At 61.3% G+C, this 18,200-nt stretch carries 16 protein-coding genes, 1 pseudogene and 1 riboswitch; of the genes and pseudogenes, 11 read left to right on the plus strand and 6 right to left on the minus strand.

All coding sequences use genetic code 11. The features are described 5' to 3' along the window. Positions 1–177 precede the first annotated feature (177 nt). Positions 178–2,175: a transketolase gene (gene tkt / locus P2T68_RS33875; protein WP_024077848.1), complete on the minus strand. Its 1,998-nt coding sequence runs from the start codon at positions 2,173–2,175 to the stop codon at positions 178–180. 272 nt (positions 2,176–2,447) lie between these two features. Here tkt and P2T68_RS33880 point away from each other — a divergent pair, with 272 nt between their 5' ends. From P2T68_RS33880 to P2T68_RS33900, 5 genes are all read left to right on the plus strand, one after another. Further along, positions 2,448–3,443: a metalloregulator ArsR/SmtB family transcription factor gene (locus P2T68_RS33880; protein ID WP_277378849.1), complete on the plus strand. Its 996-nt coding sequence runs from the start codon at positions 2,448–2,450 to the stop codon at positions 3,441–3,443. A gap of 19 nt (positions 3,444–3,462) precedes the next feature. Continuing rightward, entirely contained in the window at positions 3,463–4,653 is a 1,191-nt protein-coding gene (gene metK, locus P2T68_RS33885) for a methionine adenosyltransferase (protein WP_024077850.1), read from the plus strand. 219 nt (positions 4,654–4,872) lie between these two features. Beyond that, positions 4,873–5,220 (plus strand): hypothetical protein, encoded by a 348-nt coding sequence (locus P2T68_RS33890; protein WP_024077851.1) that lies wholly within the window; start codon positions 4,873–4,875, stop codon positions 5,218–5,220. 95 nt (positions 5,221–5,315) lie between these two features. Beyond that, complete coding sequence (gene ligB, locus P2T68_RS33895) at positions 5,316–6,980, plus strand: NAD-dependent DNA ligase LigB (RefSeq protein WP_277378850.1); 1,665 nt, start codon at positions 5,316–5,318, stop codon at positions 6,978–6,980. Positions 6,981–7,049: 69 nt separating this feature from the next. Continuing rightward, positions 7,050–7,445 carry a DUF1090 domain-containing protein gene (locus P2T68_RS33900; protein WP_277378851.1) on the plus strand — a complete coding sequence of 132 codons (396 nt, stop codon included), beginning with the start codon at positions 7,050–7,052 and terminating at the stop codon, positions 7,443–7,445. Positions 7,446–7,451: 6 nt separating this feature from the next. On the opposite strand, the gene P2T68_RS33905 is transcribed toward P2T68_RS33900, so the two are convergent. Continuing rightward, on the minus strand, positions 7,452–7,901 hold the full coding sequence (locus tag P2T68_RS33905; RefSeq protein WP_024077854.1) for a cytochrome c: 450 nt from the start codon (positions 7,899–7,901) through the stop codon (positions 7,452–7,454). Between the two features lie 128 nt (positions 7,902–8,029). Here P2T68_RS33905 and P2T68_RS33910 point away from each other — a divergent pair, with 128 nt between their 5' ends. Further along, positions 8,030–9,214, plus strand: a complete 1,185-nt coding sequence (locus tag P2T68_RS33910; RefSeq protein WP_102623702.1) for a murein transglycosylase A — start codon at positions 8,030–8,032, stop codon at positions 9,212–9,214. A 135-nt stretch (positions 9,215–9,349) separates the two neighbouring features. Here the strand turns inward: P2T68_RS33910 and P2T68_RS33915 are convergent, their stop codons facing one another. Continuing rightward, complete coding sequence (locus P2T68_RS33915; RefSeq protein WP_024077856.1) at positions 9,350–9,736, minus strand: MAPEG family protein; 387 nt, start codon at positions 9,734–9,736, stop codon at positions 9,350–9,352. A gap of 31 nt (positions 9,737–9,767) precedes the next feature. Continuing rightward, positions 9,768–10,601, minus strand: a complete 834-nt coding sequence (locus P2T68_RS33920; protein WP_277378852.1) for an EamA family transporter — start codon at positions 10,599–10,601, stop codon at positions 9,768–9,770. A gap of 124 nt (positions 10,602–10,725) precedes the next feature. Here P2T68_RS33920 and P2T68_RS33925 point away from each other — a divergent pair. After that, positions 10,726–11,985 (plus strand): annotated as a pseudogene (locus P2T68_RS33925) (sodium:proton antiporter). On the opposite strand, the gene P2T68_RS33930 reads toward P2T68_RS33925, so the two are convergent. Both P2T68_RS33930 and P2T68_RS33935 read right to left on the minus strand, forming a co-directional pair. Next, entirely contained in the window at positions 11,979–12,866 is an 888-nt protein-coding gene (locus P2T68_RS33930; RefSeq protein ID WP_024077859.1) for a formate/nitrite transporter family protein, read from the minus strand. The pseudogene P2T68_RS33925 and the gene P2T68_RS33930 sit on opposite strands and share 7 nt — an antisense overlap. Positions 12,867–12,941: 75 nt before the next feature. Then, positions 12,942–13,346: a hotdog domain-containing protein gene (locus P2T68_RS33935; RefSeq protein ID WP_041161043.1), complete on the minus strand. Its 405-nt coding sequence runs from the start codon at positions 13,344–13,346 to the stop codon at positions 12,942–12,944. Positions 13,347–13,544: 198 nt separating this feature from the next. Continuing rightward, positions 13,545–13,651, plus strand: a riboswitch (S-adenosyl-L-homocysteine riboswitch). Positions 13,652–13,672: 21 nt separating this feature from the next. On the opposite strand from P2T68_RS33935, the gene ahcY reads away from it, so the two are divergent. The 4 genes from ahcY (at position 13,673) to P2T68_RS33955 (ending at position 18,123) form a co-directional block, all read left to right on the plus strand. Continuing rightward, positions 13,673–15,082, plus strand: a complete 1,410-nt coding sequence (ahcY, locus tag P2T68_RS33940) for an adenosylhomocysteinase (protein WP_277378853.1) — start codon at positions 13,673–13,675, stop codon at positions 15,080–15,082. A 167-nt stretch (positions 15,083–15,249) separates the two neighbouring features. Continuing rightward, positions 15,250–16,095, plus strand: coding sequence for a methylenetetrahydrofolate reductase [NAD(P)H] (gene metF / locus P2T68_RS33945; RefSeq protein ID WP_277378854.1), 846 nt, complete (start codon positions 15,250–15,252; stop codon positions 16,093–16,095). Positions 16,096–16,173: 78 nt separating this feature from the next. Beyond that, the gene (locus tag P2T68_RS33950; RefSeq protein WP_024077863.1) at positions 16,174–17,256 is read left to right on the plus strand and encodes a hypothetical protein; all 1,083 of its coding nucleotides are present in this window, start codon (positions 16,174–16,176) and stop codon (positions 17,254–17,256) included. Positions 17,257–17,319: 63 nt separating this feature from the next. Beyond that, positions 17,320–18,123 (plus strand): transporter substrate-binding domain-containing protein, encoded by an 804-nt coding sequence (locus P2T68_RS33955; RefSeq protein WP_168232796.1) that lies wholly within the window; start codon positions 17,320–17,322, stop codon positions 18,121–18,123. The last annotated feature ends 77 nt before the right edge of the window (positions 18,124–18,200 follow it).

The raw sequence follows: 18,200 nt of genomic DNA on the forward strand, positions 1-18,200 counted from the left end.
CTAACCAATGTAGGAGCGAGCTTGCTCGCGAAGATCGTCAACGATAACGCAGCGTTTCTGATGTGACGCGGCGCTCTCTCGTTCTTCGCGAGCAAGCTCGCTCCTACAGAGGGTGCGATGGGCAGTCGCCAACGCACATCTGTGTGCAGCGGCCAAATTGGCCGCCGCGTTCGCGCTTTAGTCTTCCAGCAGCTCTTCAGCCTGACCCAGGATGTTATCCAGGGTGAAACCGAATTCTTCGAACAACGCCGGTGCCGGCGCCGACTCACCGTAGGTGGTCATGCCGATCACGCGGCCTTCCAGGCCCACGTACTTGTACCAGTAGTCGGCGTGGGCCGCTTCGATGGCGATACGCGCGCTGACCTGCAACGGCAGCACCGACTGTTTGTAGTCGGCATCCTGGGCTTCGAACACGCTGGTGCACGGCATGGAAACAACGCGCACGTTGCGGCCCTGGGCAGTCAGCTTGTCGTATGCCTGGACGGTCAGGCCCACTTCGGAACCGGTGGAGATCAGGATCAGCTCCGGCTCGCCGATGCAGTCCTTGAGCACGTAGCCGCCACGGCTGATGTCGGCGATCTGCGCGTCGGTACGCACCTGGTGTTGCAGGTTCTGACGAGAGAAGATCAGCGCCGAAGGGCCGTCCTTGCGCTCGATCGCATGTTTCCAGGCCACGGCGGATTCGACCGCGTCGGCTGGGCGCCAGCAATCCAGGTTCGGCGTGGTACGCAGGCTGGTCAGTTGCTCGACCGGCTGGTGCGTCGGGCCGTCTTCGCCCAGGCCGATGGAGTCGTGGGTGTACACATGGATCACACGCTTCTTCATCAGCGCCGCCATGCGGACTGCGTTACGTGCATATTCCATGAACATCAGGAAGGTCGCACCGTAAGGCACCAGGCCGCCATGCAGGGACACGCCGTTCATGATGGCGCTCATGCCGAACTCGCGCACACCGTAGTACATGTAGTTGCCGCTGGCGTCTTCGGCCGAGACACCTTTGCAGCCTTTCCACAGGGTCAGGTTGGAACCCGCCAGGTCGGCCGAACCGCCGAGGAACTCGGGCAGCAGCGGGCCAAAGGCGTTCAGGGTGTTCTGGCTGGCTTTACGGCTGGCGATGGTCTCGCCTTTGGCCGCGACTTCGGCGATGTAGGCCGAGGCTTTTTCCGAGAAGTCGGCAGGCAGGTCACCGGCCAGGCGGCGTACCAGCTCGTTGGCCAACTCCGGGAATTCAGCGGAGTAGGCGGCGAAGCGCTGGTCCCACTCGGCTTCGGTGGCCAGGCCTTTTTCCTTGGCATCCCATTCGGCGTAGATGTCGGCCGGGATTTCGAACGGACCGTGGTTCCACTTCAGCGCGGCGCGGGTCAGGGCGATTTCCGCGTCACCCAGGGGGGCACCGTGGCAGTCTTCTTTACCTTGCTTGTTGGGCGAACCGAAACCGATGGTGGTCTTGCAGCAGATCAGCGTCGGCTGCTCGCTCTTGCGGGCGGTGTCGATGGCAGTCTTGATTTCTTCCGGATCGTGGCCGTCGACATTGCGGATCACCTGCCAGTTGTAGGCTTCGAAACGCTTAGGGGTGTCGTCGGTGAACCAGCCCTCGACTTCGCCGTCGATGGAGATGCCGTTGTCATCGTAGAAGGCGATCAGCTTGCCCAGGCCCAGGGTACCGGCCAGGGAAGCGACTTCATGGGAAATGCCTTCCATCATGCAGCCATCACCCAGGAACACGTAGGTGTGGTGGTCAACGATGTGGTGGCCAGGGCGGTTGAATTGCGCGCCCAGGACTTTTTCAGCCAGCGCGAAACCTACGGCGTTGGCCAGGCCTTGGCCCAGGGGACCGGTAGTGGTCTCGACGCCTGGGGTGTAGCCGAATTCCGGGTGGCCCGGGGTGCGGCTGTGCAGCTGGCGGAAGCTCTTGAGGTCATCGATGGTGACGTCGTAGCCGGTCAGGTGCAGCAGCGAGTAGATCAGCATCGAGCCGTGGCCGTTGGACAGCACAAAGCGGTCACGGTCGGCGAACGATGGGTTGCTCGGGTTGTGCTTCAGGTAGTCACGCCAAAGTACCTCGGCGATATCCGCCATGCCCATCGGGGCACCGGGATGGCCGCTGTTGGCTTTTTGCACGGCATCCATGCTGAGGGCACGAATGGCGTTGGCACGCTCACGACGGCTGGGCATCGCTGTTCTCCTGAGGATTTTGAATAGTGAGTGATTAAAAGAAACGGAAAAAAGGACCGGCATTTTCCCTCAGCCACCGCCTGCGGGCAATGACAGATAGTCACTTGCAGGTGTTTTTCCTGTGCTTTGCGCGGCAATCGCTTGCAGAAACCTTTAACCGCTTCGTCTAAAGGTTATAGCGACTGTTTATAACCGCCACTTATCGTCCAATATCAAAACTTTTTGATATTGGCCTTGCGAGGAGACCCACCCGTCACTAGACTGCTGGCCTTATGAACCTACCCGTGCCCTCCCTGCGTCCTGACGACGGCGATGACCTGGCAGCCTTGTGCAAGGCCGCTGGTGACCCGTTGCGCCTGAACGTATTGCGCGCACTGGCCAACGACTCTTTCGGTGTACTGGAGTTGGCGCAGATTTTCGCCATTGGCCAGTCCGGCATGAGCCACCACTTGAAGGTATTGGCCCAGGCCGACCTGGTGGCCACCCGCCGCGAAGGCAATGCGATTTTTTACCGCCGCGCCCTGCCCCACTCCGACGTGCTCGGCGGAAAGCTTCATGCCGCCCTGCTCGACGAAGTGGACAGCCTCAACCTGCCCAACGACGTGCAATCACGCATCGGCCAGGTACACGGACAACGCGCTGCGGCCAGCCAGGACTTTTTCTCGCGGGTTGCCGAGAAGTTTCGTGCCCAGCAGGACCTGATCGCCGGTTTGCCCCAATATCGCGAAAGCGTACTGGCGCTATTGGACAAGCTGAGCTTCAGTCATGAGGCCACGGCATTGGAAGTCGGGCCTGGGGATGGCGGCTTTCTGCCAGAACTGGCGTGCCGTTTCGGCCAGGTCACCGCGCTGGACAACAGCCCGGCAATGCTTGAGCTGGCACGCCAGCTCTGCGAGCGCGAGGCGTTGGGCAATGTCCGCCTGCAGTTGGCCGACGCGCTGACTCATACGGGCCTGAAGGCCGATTGCGTGGTGCTGAACATGGTCCTGCACCATTTCGCGGCCCCCGCCGACGCCCTCAAGCAGATGGCGAACTTGCTACAACCCGGCGGTAGCCTGCTGGTTACAGATTTATGCAGCCACAACCAGAATTGGGCCAGGGAGGCCTGCGGTGATCTCTGGTTGGGTTTTGAACAGGACGACCTGGCCCGTTGGGCCACCGCTGCGGGGCTCGTTCCCGGGGAAAGCCTCTATGTAGGTTTACGTAATGGTTTCCAGATTCAGGTCCGCCATTTTCAGCGACCGGCTGGCGACACTCACCATCGGTAAATATCAGGAAAACATCGAGATGAGCGAATACTCCCTTTTCACCTCCGAGTCCGTGTCTGAAGGGCATCCGGACAAAATCGCCGACCAGATTTCTGATGCGGTACTGGACGCCATCATTGCTGAAGACAAGTTCGCCCGTGTGGCGTGCGAGACTCTGGTGAAAACCGGTGTAGCGATCATCGCTGGCGAAGTGACCACTACCGCCTGGGTTGACCTGGAGCAGATCGTTCGTGACGTGATCACCGACATCGGCTACAACAGCTCCGACGTAGGCTTTGACGGCGCTACCTGCGGCGTGATGAACATCATCGGCAAGCAGTCCCCTGACATCAACCAGGGCGTCGACCGAGCCAAGCCTGAAGATCAGGGTGCCGGCGACCAGGGCCTGATGTTCGGTTACGCCAGCAACGAAACCGACGTGCTGATGCCAGCACCGATCACCTTCTCGCACCAGCTCGTGCAACGTCAGGCCGAAGCGCGCAAATCCGGCCTGCTGCCTTGGCTGCGCCCGGACGCCAAGTCCCAGGTGACCTGCCGTTATGAAGGCGGCAAGGTGGTCGGCATCGACGCAGTCGTCCTGTCGACCCAGCACAACCCGGACGTTTCCTACGCCGACCTGCGCGAAGGCGTGATGGAACTGATCGTCAAGCACGTGCTGCCCGCCGAACTGCTGAGCAAAGACACCCAGTTCCATATCAACCCGACCGGCCAGTTCATCATCGGTGGCCCGGTCGGCGACTGCGGTCTGACCGGTCGCAAGATCATCGTTGACAGCTACGGCGGCATGGCCCGTCATGGCGGTGGCGCGTTCTCCGGTAAAGATCCGTCCAAGGTTGACCGTTCGGCGGCCTACGCCGGTCGCTACGTGGCCAAGAACATCGTCGCCGCCGGCCTGGCCGAGCGCTGCGAGATCCAGGTGTCCTACGCCATCGGCGTGGCCCAGCCTACGTCGATCTCGCTGAACACTTTCGGTACCGGCAAGATCAGCGATGACAAGATCGTCAAACTGGTGCGCGAGATCTTCGACCTGCGCCCTTACGCGATCACCACCATGCTCGACCTGCTGCACCCGATGTACCAGGAAACCGCAGCCTACGGCCACTTCGGTCGTACCCCTGCGCAGAAGACCGTCGGCGACGACACCTTCACCACCTTCACCTGGGAAAAGACCGACCGCGCCAACGACCTGCGCATTGCTGCCGGCCTGTAATCGCTCGCGTCATCCAAAGCCCTGCCGGGTTTTCCCGGCGGGGCTTTTTATTGTCGGGTGAATCGCGGTGACGTTCACATTTTTTGGATCCAAAGCTTGCAGGCCAAATAATGGCCCACTAGAATCCGCGCCCTCTCGGGCCCTCCACCTTAATTGGATATTGCACTGCGCCAGCCCGGGATAGATAAGTGCGCAGGCAATCGAACATTGAGGTTTTTCATGCGCATCTCCACGCTCGTCCCCGCCGCCCTTCTGCTCAGCCTGCTCGCCCTGCCGGCCCACGCCGCCGACCTGAGCGCCCTGAGTGGCGCCCTGACCTCCCAACTGGGTGGCAATGCCGGCGACTGCCAGAAGCAAGCCGCAGACCTGCAAACCAAAATCGATGCGGCCGAAGCCAGCAAAGACACCATGAAAGTGAAGGCATTCAAAGCCGCACAAGACCAGGTCAACAAAGGTTGCAACAAACTCGCTGAAACCCAAGCCAAAGCCGACGCCAAGCAGCAAAACCAGGAAGCCAAGGCGGATAAGCCGGACGCCGTGAAAGCCTTGGGTGGTTTGTTCAAGTAACTGGAAACACCCGGTAAAAAGCCCCGCACTGCCGGGGCTTTTTTGTGGAAGAGAGGATCATTTAGGCTGGGCGCCCTTTTCGAGCAAGGATGCTCATGATGCGTTCAGTGATCACTCTTCTAGTCAGTGCTCTGCCCATTTTGTGTTGGGCAGATGAATGCCCCGATGAAGCCAGGTCGCAGGTCAATACCCTCGCCGAACACATTCGCCTGTGGGATGACAGCTACCATCGACTCGGCCATTCGCCCATCAGCGATGAGCTCTACGACCAGGCCCGCCAGCGCCTGGCCAACTGGCGCCAATGCGTCTCCCCCTCCGCGGCGACCACAGACAAACCGCTGGCCAGTTCACGCGGCACCGTGCCGCACCCGATTGCCCATACGGGCCTGGAAAAACTGCTGGATGAACAGGCCGTTGGCGAATGGTTGCACGTGCGCCAGGATGTCTGGATTCAACCCAAGGTCGACGGCGTTGCCGTCACGCTGGTGTACCGCCAGGGCCACTTGAGCCAAGTCATCAGCCGCGGTGACGGCCGACTCGGCCAGGATTGGTCAGCCTCTTCCAGCAGGATCCCGGCCATCGTCCAACGCTTGCCTGAACCCATCGACCTGGTGTTGCAGGGCGAGCTCTACTGGCGTCTCGACGACCACGTGCAATCGACAGAGGGTGGGCTCAATGCCCGCAGCAAAGTGGCCGGGCTGATGAACCGTCGCCAGCTGAGCGACGCCGATGCAGCCGGAATCGGCCTGTTCGTCTGGGCCTGGCCCGAGGGTCCGGAGGACTTTACCGAACGCCTGGCTACCCTGGCGCGCTGGGGGTTCACGGACAGCCAAGACTACAGCCACCCCGTCGAGAGCCTCACCGAAGCAGCCCATTGGCGCACCCACTGGTATACCCATCCACTGCCGTTCGCCAGCGACGGCGTGGTGTTGCACCAGGCCGTGCGCGCCCCCGCCGAACGCTGGCAGGTCAGTACGCCTTACTGGGCAGTCGCCTGGAAATACCCCGCGGCCAAGGCCCTGGCGCTGGTGCGCAACGTGCAGTTCAAGATCGGCCGCACCGGGCGCATCACGCCGTTGCTGGAACTCGAGCCGGTGCGGCTGGACGACCGGCAGATCAGCCGGGTCAGCGTCGGCTCCCTGAAACGCTGGCAAGCGCTGGACATCCGCCCCGGCGACCAGGTTTCCATCAGCCTCGCCGGCCAAGTGATCCCACGCTTGGACGAAGTCATCCTGCGCAACGAAACCCGAGTCGCCATGGCCGTGCCCCATGCCCGGGATTTTCACGCGCTGAGCTGCTGGCAACTCGACCCCGGCTGCGAAGAACAATTGCTCGCGCGCCTGACCTGGCTGAGCGGCAACCAGGGCCTGGCGTTACCGCATTTGGGCCGCGAGACCTGGAACGTATTGATCCAGGCCGGTCTAATCGCTGGCTTTCTCGATTGGTTAACCCTGGATGCGGCAGAGCTTGCTAACATTGATGGCTTCGGCGATCGCAGCCGTGCGCGACTGCTCGACAGCATTCGCAGCGCGCGGCAACGGCCTTTCGCGCAATGGCTCAAAGCCCTGGGTGTACCGCCCGTGGCACGCAATAACCTGGAAGGCGGCTGGCAGACGCTGGTCGCCCGGGACACCCAAGCCTGGCAGGCCATCGATGGCATTGGCCCGGGTCGCGCAGCGCAATTGAGCGCTTTTTTTCACGACCCACAAGTCCAGGCGTTGGCTGAGACACTCCGCGTGGCCGGGATAGACGGGTTTTGAACCGGCCCGGCCACCTTTAAACCACGGCAGAATTCACCCTGCCATCCGATTGCGACCTTGGAGCTCCACATGAAATTTCTAGCCCCCCTTGCCCTGTTGACCGTCGCAAGCTTCATGGCCACGCCATCGCTGGCGGCCGAAGACACGCAACCCCTGACCGGCTGCGCCGCCAAGCGCCAGGCCATCAGCACCCAGATCGAACAGGCCAAGGCCCATGGCAACAGCGAACAACAGGCCGGCCTGGAAAAAGCCCTGGCTGAAGTCACCGCCAACTGCAATGACGCCGCCTTGAAGAAGGAACGCGAAAACAAGGTGCTCGACGCCAAGCACGAAGTCAGCCGTCGTCAGGCCGACCTCGACAAAGCGATGAAAAAGGGTGACGCGGACAAGATCAACAAGCGCAAGGACAAGCTTGCCCTGTCACGCAAAGACCTGCAGGACGCCGTGGAAGAGCTCGACCAGTAAAATCGGTCAGTGGTCTCGGAACTGTTTATGGCAAGCGCTGCAGGCATCTTCAACTTTCTGCACCGCCGGCCCCAGGTTGGCGGCCTTGTAAGGCTGCACCTGGCTGGCGATCACCAATTCACCGGTGGCCGCTTCAAGGTTGCGCGCCAGCTCCTGGAAACGTGCCTGCTGCTGCCAGACATCGTCCTTTGCGCTGGTGTGATCTTCTTCGCGCACACTCGGAAAATGCTTCCAGGGCTCATGGGACAGGGCATCGAGCTTGACCGCCCCTTCGGCGAACTTTGCGCCGTCGAACGGGATGCGCCCACGCAACATGCCGCCCAGGTCTTCGCCGGTTTTGAGCATCTGCTTGAAGATCGCCTTGCGCTGGCCCAGGGGGGAGTTGGGGTCAACACCGCCACAGGCAGACAAGGCCAGGCAGGCCAGCAATACAACCGTCAATTTTTTAAAAGTCATGGTGGCTCACGGTCACGGAAAACGGCGGCCAGTATCCTCGCCCCGCCCGAAAAGACCAATAGCCCTATTAATAATAAGGGTTGCCCCAACGCGCGATGGCGCAGGCAATCGCTTCAGGAATTACCCCTATGAATGTCACCTTGAAACCCTGGAGCCGCCGCCTGGCGTGGGCTCTACCGATGATCGCGCTGCTGGCCGGCTGCGACGCGGGCAAAGATGCCGGCAAAGATGAAACCGTAAAACCCCATGCCATAGCCACCTACGTGAACGCACCGTGGGAAGCGTTGCCGGCGGTGTCCGACAGCGACCTGCTGGCCGGGTTTGAATCCTGGCGCAGCGCCTGCCAGCGTCTCAAGGCCGACCCTGTGTGGGGCGCCACGTGCACGGCGGCGGCCGCAGTGCCGGGTGATGCCGTGGCAATCCGCGGCTTCCTCAAGGAGCGCCTGGATGTGTTCGGCCTGCGCTCGGCGGACAATAGCCCGAACGGCCTGATCACCGGCTACTACGAACCGGTCTACCCCGGCAGCCTGACCCAGACCGCCAGCGCCCATGTGCCGGTGTACGGCGTGCCGGATGACCTGATCATCGTCAACCTGGAAAGCATTTACCCCGAACTCAAGGGCAAGCGCCTGCGCGGCCGCCTCGAAGGTCGCGTGCTCAAGCCCTATGACGATGCCAGCACGATCAATGGCCAAGGCTCCAGCGCCAAGCCGATCGCCTGGCTGACCAACCCGATGGACCTGCAATTCCTGCAGATCCAGGGCTCCGGCCGTATCCAGCTGGCCGGCGGTCGTCAACTACGCGTCGGCTACGGCGACCAGAACGGCTACCCCTATCGCCCTATCGGCCGCTGGCTGGTGGAACAAGGCGAACTGAAAAAAGAAGACGTGACCATGGGCGCCATCAGCGCTTGGGCCAAGGCACACCCGCAGCGCATTCCCGAGCTGCTGGCGAGCAACCCCAGCTATGTCTTCTTCAGCGCCCGCCCCGACAGCAACGAAGGCCCACGCGGCTCGCTGAATGTGCCATTGACCGCCGGCTACAGCGTGGCGGTGGATCGCAAGGTGATCCCACTCGGTAGCCTGTTGTGGCTGTCGACCACCAAGCCCGATGGCTCACCGATCACAAGGCCCGTGGCGGCCCAGGACACGGGCGGCGCCATTACCGGCGAGGTGCGGGCAGACTTGTTCTGGGGCACGGGCGATGCCGCGGGCGAGCTGGCCGGCAACATGAAGCAGCAGGGGCAGATCTGGATGCTGTGGCCCAAAGGCGCAGCGTTGCCGCAGGTACCGGATGCGCCAGCCGGCAGCTGACAGCCGCTGAACGTCAACGATGAAACCGGCCGTTGTGGCCAGGAAGCTTGCTCCCGTTGGGCTGCGCAGCGGCCCCAGCGGTTTTGGGAGCGCTACGCACGCCCGCGGGAGCAAGCGTGCTCCCGCGAAGCCAGGTCAGATCGAGACGAAGAAGAAACTCGCAATCAGCACCATGCCCACCGTCCACACCAACGAACGCAATATCGCCCAGTCCGCCAGGTAGCAGATGATGTACAGCAGGCGGCTGGTGATAAACAGCACCGCCAGCACGTTGATGGTCACCAGCGACGCCGTACCGGCGATGTGCGCAATGATCACCGCCGCGGCAAACGCCGGGGTCACTTCAAAGCTGTTGAGTTGCGCACTGTGGGCACGCTTGGCAAAGCCTTCGAGGGTATCGAGGAAAGCGCGCGGGTCGTGGTTCTGCCTGAGGCCGAACTTGCCGCCACTGAACTTGGCGACGCCCGTGCACAGGTACGGCAGAAAGATTGCAATCAACACACACCAGAAAGCCGCTGTCATCACTCATTCCTTTTTTGGTTTTATCTGACGGTTAGAGCTTCATCACGAACATGCCGATCAGCACCAACCCACAGGCTATGAGCCGTGGCCGGCCGAAAGGTTCTTTCAGATAACGCATACCGAACAACACCACCAGGATCACGCTGACTTCCCGCAGCGCGGCAGCCTCGGCAATCGAGCCCAACTGCATGGCCCCGAGCACCAGAGCGTAGCTCAACAATACGCAGAACCCCACGCTCAACCCCAGCCGCCATTGGGTGCGCCAAAACAGGTTGAACGCCGCGCGCTTGCGTACCACCGCCAGCAACGGGAATGGCCAGGCGCTGATCAGCGTCAGCCACACCAGGTAATCCAGCGGGTGTGACCAACGCCGCAATGCCTGGCCGTCAAGGAAGGTATAGCAGCCAATGCATAGGCCGATCAGCGCCACTACCGGCAACATCGACCAGGGCAAACGGTCGCCACCACCGCCCTGCCATAGCAGGCACAGCATGCCGAACGGGATCAGCAGGATGCCGAGGATTTGCTGGGTGCTCAGCACTTCACCGGCGAACACCAGAGTCAACGCCAGTACCACCAGGGGCGACAGGCCACGCATCAGCGGATAGACCAGCCCCAGGTCGCCGACGCGATAAGCTTGAATCAGCAGATAACGGTAGAGCAGCTCAAACAGCGCCGAGGCGATGATCCACGGCCAGATGTCCAGCGGCGGCACCGACACAAACCCCACCGCCAGCACCACAAACAGCAAGGCCACAGTGTCCATGCAAGCGATCACAAGCAGGCGCTCGCCGCTGAACTTGATCAAGGTGTTCCAGGTCGCATGCAACAGCGCCGCTACCAGCACCAGAGCTGTCGCTACCAATGCAATCTCCTTAATTGATTCGTGATGTATCAACGCCTGTTTATACTAAACGCCGCCTCGGCGCACCTGCCGCGCCTGCATCTGCCCAGTTGAATCCCCTCTCCCACCTCCCCAAGGACCCCGGATGCTTGAACTTGTCGCCGCCTTCATTTGCCTCACCACCCTGCTCACCTATGTGAACTTCCGTTTTATCGGCCTGCCGCCCACCATTGGCGTGATGGTCACCGCCCTGCTGTTTTCGCTGATCCTGCAAGGCCTGAGCGTGCTCGGCTACCCGGGCCTGGAGGAACGTATCCAGCAGTTGATTGGCCAGATCGACTTCGGCGACCTGCTGATGAACTAGATGCTGTCGTTCCTGCTGTTCGCCGGCGCCTTGCACGTGAACCTCAACGACCTGCGCAGCTACCGTTGGCCCATCGGCCTGTTGGCGACCTTTGGCGTGCTGATCGCCACCGGGGTGATCGGCAGCCTGGCGTACTACATCTTCGCCCTGTTCGGCTGGCACGTGAGCTTCCTCTACTGCCTGCTGTTCGGCGCGCTGATCTCGCCCACCGACCCGATTGCGGTGCTGGGCGTGCTGCGTACCGCCAATGCGTCGAAACCACTGAAAACCACGATCGTCGGCGAGTCGCTGTTCAACGACGGTACAGCCGTGGTGGTGTTTACCGTATTGCTGGGTATCGCACAGTTGGGCGAGACGCCCACCGTGGGCGCCACCGCGATGCTGTTCGCCCATGAGGCAATCGGCGGCGTGGTGTTTGGCGGGCTGATCGGTTACCTGGTCTACCTGATGATCAAGAGCATCGAACAGCACCAGATCGAAGTGATGCTGACCCTGGCATTGGTGATCGGTGGCTCGGCGATGGCCACCGAACTGCACGTCTCGGCACCGATTGCGATGGTGGTGGCAGGCCTGATCATCGGCAACCTGGGCCGCAAGCTGGCGATGAACGATATGACCCGGCGCTACCTGGACGGTTTCTGGGAGTTGCTCGACGACATGCTCAACGCCCTGCTGTTCGCGTTGATCGGCATGGAGTTGTTGCTGTTGCCGTTCAACTGGCTGCATGTGTTCGCGGCCAGCTTGCTGGCGGTGGCGATCCTGCTGTCGCGCCTGCTGACAGTGGCCCCGGCGATCCTGCTGCTACGGCGCTGGCGCACGGTACCTCGCGGGACTATTCGCATCCTGACATGGGGCGGGCTGCGCGGTGGGGTTTCGGTGGCGCTGGCGCTGGCCCTGCCGTTGGGCCCGGAGCGCGACCTGCTGCTGAGCATCACCTACATTGTGGTGCTGTCGTCGATCCTGTTGCAGGGACTGAGCATCGGCAAGCTGGTCAAGCGCGTGACCGAGGGCGAACCCCAGGCCACGCCCGACACTCACTGACCCTTGTCAATCTGCTGCGGATGCCTGGGGTCCGCAGCCTTTTTGCCCGGCAAACTGCTTTCACTGCGAATCTGCGCATGGCTGATCAACGCAAAGATAAAGCTGCCACCGATGATATTGCCGGCCAGGGTCGGCCCGGCGAAGACCAGCCAGAAATCCTTCCACGGCAGCTCACCGGCGAACACCAGGTAGGACACCTCGGCCGAGCCCACGACGATGTGAGTGAAATCGCCCAAGGCCATCAGGTAGGTGATCAGGATGATGATCCACATCTTGGCGCTTTCCATGGACGGAATCATCCACACCATGGTCGCGATCATCCAACCGGAAACAATGCCTTTGGCAAACATCTGGCCGGCATCGTTTTCCATGATCTTGCGCCCGATTTCAAGGAAAGCATGGTCGGTCTTGGTATCGAAGATCGGCAGGTGCAGCATCACGTAGGCCACCAGCAGAGTGCCGCACAGGTTGCCCACCAGCACCACGCTCCACAACCTCAACAAGCGTCCGGCGTTGGCCAATGTAGGTTTGCTCATCACCGGCAACACCGCGGTCAGGGTGTTTTCGGTGAACAACTGCTGGCGTGCAAGGATCACCGCCAGGAAGCCCGCACAGTAACCGAAGCTGGCGATCACCTTGAACGCCTCGCCGTCCGGCAGGCGGGAATTGAGTAGCCCCATGGCCATCAACGACAACCCCATGGTCAACCCGGCGGCCAGCGCCGACCACCACAAGGCAGCGACACTTCGCTCCAGCTCCTGGTCGCCCTGGGTCCGGATGATTTCGTGCAGCACCGCTGCGCGGGGCGGTTGGTTTTTGTCGACGTCGTGCTGTTCTTCCTGCGACAGGTTGGGGGTCTTGCCGTCTTCTTGGGTGGCCATGGTGATACCTGAACGGGGGGCGGTGTTCAGGTACGACCTATCGCCTATCAAGAGCGTTCACTGCCACCCGCAGGATTAATTCTTGATGCCGTCTTCCTGGAATTGGTCCTTGACGTACTTGATCTCGGTACGGCCATGGGGCGCGGGTAAACCGTCCTCGCCGAGGTTGACGAAGACCATTTTTTCCACGGTCAGGATGCTTTTGCGGGTGATCTTGTTACGCACTTCGCAGGTCAGGGTAATGGAGGTGCGGCCGAACTCGGTGGCGGTGATGCCCAACTCGATGATGTCGCCCTGGCGCGAGGCGCTGACAAAGTTGATTTCGGAGATGTACTTGGTCACCACACGCTGGTTGCCCAGTTGGACAATCGCGTAGATGGCTGCTTCTTCGTCGATCCAGCGCAGCAGGCTGCCGCCGAACAGGGTGCCGTTGGGGTTGAGGTCTTCAGGTTTTACCCATTTGCGGGTGTGAAAGTTCATGGTCACTCCAAAGCGCGTGGCGAAATGATGGGCAATATCATGGCAGAGCCTGCCCCCAAGCTCTATGCGCCATTGCCTATCAAGCCGATGAGCGATCTTCATGTCGTCGACAGAAAGGCTTGGGAAGTGCCGCGTACACGGCTATAATCGCCCCCGCTTCAAAACGGTCATCTTCAGTTGATACCGTTCTCCCGCCACCTGTCCGAGGGGCGCTGCAGCAGGCTAGGCCTGTCAGGCTCGGATGGGGCGTTGTCCGGCCTGGTTGTCCTGGCCTGATACTAAACGCACAACGGCGCCCATTCGCACACTACGAATGGAGGCTCTTCATGAGCGCTGTAATTACGCCTGCAGATTTCACCGACTACAAAGTCGCCGACATGTCCCTCGCCGCCTGGGGCCGTCGCGAAACCTTTATCGCCGAATCCGAAATGCCAGCCCTGATGGGCCTGCGTCGCAAGTACGCCGCTGAGCAGCCGCTCAAGGGCGCGAAGATTCTCGGCTGCATCCACATGACCATCCAGACCGCCGTGCTGATCGAAACCCTGGTTGCCCTGGGTGCCGAAGTGCGTTGGTCGTCCTGCAACATCTTCTCGACCCAGGACCAGGCCGCTGCCGCCATCGCCGCCGCCGGTATCCCGGTATTCGCCTGGAAAGGCGAGACCGAAGAAGAGTACGAGTGGTGCCTGGAGCAAACCATCCTGAAAGATGGCGTGCCATGGGATGCCAACATGATCCTCGACGACGGCGGCGACCTGACCGCGCTGCTGCACACGAAGTACCCGCAGATCCTCGACCGCGTCCACGGCGTGACCGAAGAAACCACCACTGGCGTGCACCGCCTGCTGGACATGCTGGCCAAGGGCGAGCTGAAAATCCCGGCCATCAACGTCAACGACTCGGTGACCAAGAGCAAGAACGACAACAAGTACGGCTGCCGTCACAGCCTGAACGATGCCATCAAGCGCGGCACCGACCACCTGCTGTCGGGCAAGCAAGCCCTGGTGATCGGCTACGGTGACGTGGGCAAGGGTTCGTCCCAGTCCCTGCGTCAGGAAGGCATGATCGTCAAGGTTTCCGAAGTCGACCCGATCTGCGCCATGCAAGCCTGCATGGACGGTTTCGAAGTGGTTTCGCCGTTCATCGATGGCGTCAATGACGGCACCGAAGCGAGCATCGACAAGGCCCTGCTGGGCAAGATCGACCTGATCGTGACCACCACCGGCAACGTGAATGTTTGTGATTCGAACATGCTCAAGGCCCTGAAAAAGCGCGCCGTGGTGTGCAACATCGGTCACTTCGACAACGAGATCGACACCGCTTTCATGCGCAAGAACTGGGCATGGGAAGAAGTGAAGCCACAGGTACACAAGGTTCACCGTACCGGCGCTGGCGCTTTCGACCCACAGAACGACGACTACCTGATCCTGCTGGCTGAAGGCCGCCTGGTTAACCTGGGCAACGCCACCGGCCACCCAAGCCGCATCATGGACGGCTCGTTCGCCAACCAGGTACTGGCGCAGATCTTCCTGTTCGGCCAGAAGTACGCCGACCTGTCGCCAGCCCAGAAAGCCGAGCGCCTGACCGTGGAAGTACTGCCGAAGAAACTCGACGAAGAAGTGGCCCTGGAAATGGTCCGCGGCTTCGGCGGCGTGGTGACTCAACTGACCAAGACCCAGGCCGACTACATCGGCGTGACCGTCGAAGGTCCGTTCAAGCCGCACGCTTACCGCTACTAAGTAACCAGCCCGACCTGCTGTACCTGTAGGAGCGAGCTTGCTCGCGAAAAACTCAAAGGCACCGCGTTCATCCTGAATGCACGCGTTATCGTTGACGTTCTTCGCGAGCAAGCTCGCTCCTACAGTGCAGGTGGGTTGCACGCTTCTGAGTTTCAAAGGGTATGACCATGTCCCAAGACCGTCGCTACAGCTTCGAGTTCTTCCCCACCAAGACCGATGCTGGGCATGAAAAACTGATGGCGACTGCCAAGCAGTTGGCCAGCTACAACCCCGACTTCTTTTCCTGCACCTACGGCGCCGGCGGCTCGACCCGTGATCGTACGATCAACACCGTGTTGCAGCTGGAAAGCGAAGTCAAAGTTCCCGCCGCCCCGCACTTGTCGTGCGTGGGCGACAGCAAGGCCGACCTGCGCAGCCTGCTGACCCAATACCAGCAAGCCGGCATCAAGCGTATCGTCGCCCTGCGTGGCGACCTGCCCTCCGGCATGGGCATGGCCAGCGGTGAGCTGCGCCACGCCAATGACCTGGTGAGCTTCATCCGCGAGGAAAGCGGCGATCACTTCCATATCGAAGTGGCGGCTTACCCGGAGATGCACCCTCAGGCGCGCAATTTCGAAGATGATCTGCAGAATTTCGTGCGCAAGGCCAACGCTGGCGCCGACAGTGCGATCACCCAGTACTTCTTCAACGCCGACAGCTACTTCTACTTCGTCGAGCGTGTACGGGCCATGGGTGTGAACATCCCGATCGTGCCCGGCATCATGCCGATCACCAACTACAGCAAGCTCGCGCGTTTTTCCGACGCCTGCGGTGCCGAGATTCCACGCTGGGTACGCAAGCAACTGGAAGCCTATGGCGACGACGTCAAGAGCATCCAGGCGTTCGGCGAACAGGTTATCAGCGAGATATGTGAACAATTGTTGCAAGGTGGCGCGCCAGGGTTGCACTTCTATACCCTGAACCAGGCTGAACCCAGCCTTGCCATCTGGAACAACCTCAAGCTGCCACGCTAAAGCTTGTCCGGCTGTGCCAAGGCCCTCGTTTCTACGAGGGCCTTTGTCGTTTTACATGCCTACGGAACCCAGCAGTTCATGAATACAGCGCCCACGACTTCCCGCCCGCAACTGGTCTACCTGGTCTTTGGCTCCGAGACCTACCACCAGGAGGCGGTATTCAGTATCGCCAGCGCACTGGCGTTTCTGCAGGAAACCCCGGACGCCGCCGTGGACATCCAGGTATTCAGCGACAACCCACAACCCTATCGCCTGCTGCCGGTGCGGGTGCGCCCGCTGGACGAGGCCACGCGCAAACGCTGGAGCGAGCCCCACGGCTATCATTTCCGCACCAAGCACGTGGCGCTGCGCCAAGTGCTGGAAGAGTCGCCGCTGGCGATCCTGATCGACACCGACACCTTCTTCCACCATTCGCCCATGGACCTGTTCGAGCGCGTGCAACCCGGCACGCTGTTGTGCAACGCGTTCTACACCCGGTATGGCGATAACCACGAAAGCGTCCTCTACACCGCGCTGCACCAGCGCCTGCTGGACATGGGCGTGGCCGACGATGACATGATGACCCTCAACTCCGGGGTCATGGGCCTGACGCAACAGGACGCGCATATCCTCGATCGCTCCATTGCGTTGATGGACGAACTGTTCCCCCACGCCCAGGGCGCCTACACCCTGGAAGAGTTCTGCCTGTCGATCGCCGCCTACCGCACCGTCAACGTGCGCGAGTGCCCGGACCTGATCCACCATTACTGGAGCCGCAAGCAACTGTTTCGCGCCAAGGTCAAGGCGTGGATCGCCAAGCACGCAGCCGCCCCCACCAGTGCGCTGGCCCTGGCCGATACTCGCCAGGTCTCGGCGCACCTGCCGCGCCCGCCTCGCGTGCAGCGCCTGATGTACAAGCTGATCACCCTGCTTTTGCCCAAGCACCAGCAGCAGTTCATCCGCGAAATCCTCTATGGCTGCTACGAGCATGAGAACGAATTCGACCAGGCTTGCGGCCCGGTTTGGTGGGACAAGGCCCGGCAGAACCAGGAAGAGCGGCAGAAACGCCCGATCGATGCCCACCAGCTGGAGCATTGGTTCGCCAACCCGGTGGTACGCCTGATTCTCGGCGCTCGACGCGCCGCGATCTACGAACACTTGATGACCTCGCCGGCCAAGTAGCAGCGCCCGCAGAAGCTTGCGCCAGAGCTTCTCTTTAGCGCAGGAGCGTCGTAACCTCCGGGTATGTCTGTCATCCCCAAGCTGTTGACCGTTGCCCTCTTGACTTGCCTGAGCCTGGCCGCTCATGGCGAGAAACTGCGCATTGTCACCGAGCCATGGGCGCCCTATGTGTACGACGATAACGGTGCCATGCGCGGGCTGGACTACGAAACCACGGTGATCGTGTTCCAGCGCCTGGGCGTCGATGTTGAATGGCAATTCCTGCCCTGGAAGCGCTGCCTGGCCATGCTCGAACAGGGCCATGCCGACGGCGCGCTGGATATTTTCCACAGCCACGACCGCGACGCACTGCTGCTGTATCCCAGCGAGCCCCTGTCGGAAGTGGAATTCGTATTGTTCTACGCCAACGAACGCCCTTACCCGGTCCAGACCCTCGATGACCTGCGCGGCCAGACGGTCGGCACCTCGCCGGGCTATCTGTATGGCACCGAATTCACCGACTCCAGCCTGTTCACCCGCGAACCGGCTCCCAGCCATGAAGCCAACTTCGGCAAATTGTTGCTGGGGCGCATCGATCTGCTGATCACCGACAGCCGAGTGGGTCAGCATGTGATCAAGCAACTGGGCCTGGAGGGCAAGGTCAGCCAGGCCCCCCTGGTGGTCAGCCGTCAACAGCAATTCCTCGCCGTGCGCCGTGGCGCGGGCATGGACCTGCTGGTGCAACGCTTTGCCGCTGAACTCAAACGCTTCAAACAAGAGCCGGCCTACACTGCCTTGAGCGCCAAATACGGCGGCCTCCATGCCAAAAACGCTGCCATTACGGCACCTGAACGCACCGTTGAGCAGCAGGAAAGCAGCGCGCGGTGATTGCTCTGTTATACTCCGGCCTTCCCGCCAGGCTTACGCCCGGCCGCTGAGGTCTTGAAAAAGGCACCCAACCCCGC

The organism is Pseudomonas sp. G11 (assembly GCF_029457515.1).
GTDB classification, from domain to species: Bacteria; Pseudomonadota; Gammaproteobacteria; order Pseudomonadales; family Pseudomonadaceae; genus Aquipseudomonas; species Aquipseudomonas gorinensis.

Excerpts from the sequence above, each read along its gene's own strand:
- tkt (WP_024077848.1), bottom strand. The coding sequence starts at position 2,175 with ATGCCCAGCCGTCGTGAGCGTGCCAACGCCATTCGTGCCCTCAGCATG.
- P2T68_RS33880 (WP_277378849.1), top strand. The coding sequence starts at position 2,448 with ATGAACCTACCCGTGCCCTCCCTGCGTCCTGACGACGGCGATGACCTG.
- metK (WP_024077850.1), top strand. The coding sequence starts at position 3,463 with ATGAGCGAATACTCCCTTTTCACCTCCGAGTCCGTGTCTGAAGGGCAT.
- P2T68_RS33890 (WP_024077851.1), top strand. The coding sequence starts at position 4,873 with ATGCGCATCTCCACGCTCGTCCCCGCCGCCCTTCTGCTCAGCCTGCTC.
- ligB (WP_277378850.1), top strand. The coding sequence starts at position 5,316 with ATGATGCGTTCAGTGATCACTCTTCTAGTCAGTGCTCTGCCCATTTTG.
- P2T68_RS33900 (WP_277378851.1), top strand. The coding sequence starts at position 7,050 with ATGAAATTTCTAGCCCCCCTTGCCCTGTTGACCGTCGCAAGCTTCATG.
- P2T68_RS33905 (WP_024077854.1), bottom strand. The coding sequence starts at position 7,901 with ATGACTTTTAAAAAATTGACGGTTGTATTGCTGGCCTGCCTGGCCTTG.
- P2T68_RS33910 (WP_102623702.1), top strand. The coding sequence starts at position 8,030 with ATGAATGTCACCTTGAAACCCTGGAGCCGCCGCCTGGCGTGGGCTCTA.
- P2T68_RS33915 (WP_024077856.1), bottom strand. The coding sequence starts at position 9,736 with ATGACAGCGGCTTTCTGGTGTGTGTTGATTGCAATCTTTCTGCCGTAC.
- P2T68_RS33930 (WP_024077859.1), bottom strand. The coding sequence starts at position 12,866 with ATGGCCACCCAAGAAGACGGCAAGACCCCCAACCTGTCGCAGGAAGAA.
- P2T68_RS33935 (WP_041161043.1), bottom strand. The coding sequence starts at position 13,346 with ATGAACTTTCACACCCGCAAATGGGTAAAACCTGAAGACCTCAACCCC.
- ahcY (WP_277378853.1), top strand. The coding sequence starts at position 13,673 with ATGAGCGCTGTAATTACGCCTGCAGATTTCACCGACTACAAAGTCGCC.
- metF (WP_277378854.1), top strand. The coding sequence starts at position 15,250 with ATGTCCCAAGACCGTCGCTACAGCTTCGAGTTCTTCCCCACCAAGACC.
- P2T68_RS33950 (WP_024077863.1), top strand. The coding sequence starts at position 16,174 with ATGAATACAGCGCCCACGACTTCCCGCCCGCAACTGGTCTACCTGGTC.
- P2T68_RS33955 (WP_168232796.1), top strand. The coding sequence starts at position 17,320 with ATGTCTGTCATCCCCAAGCTGTTGACCGTTGCCCTCTTGACTTGCCTG.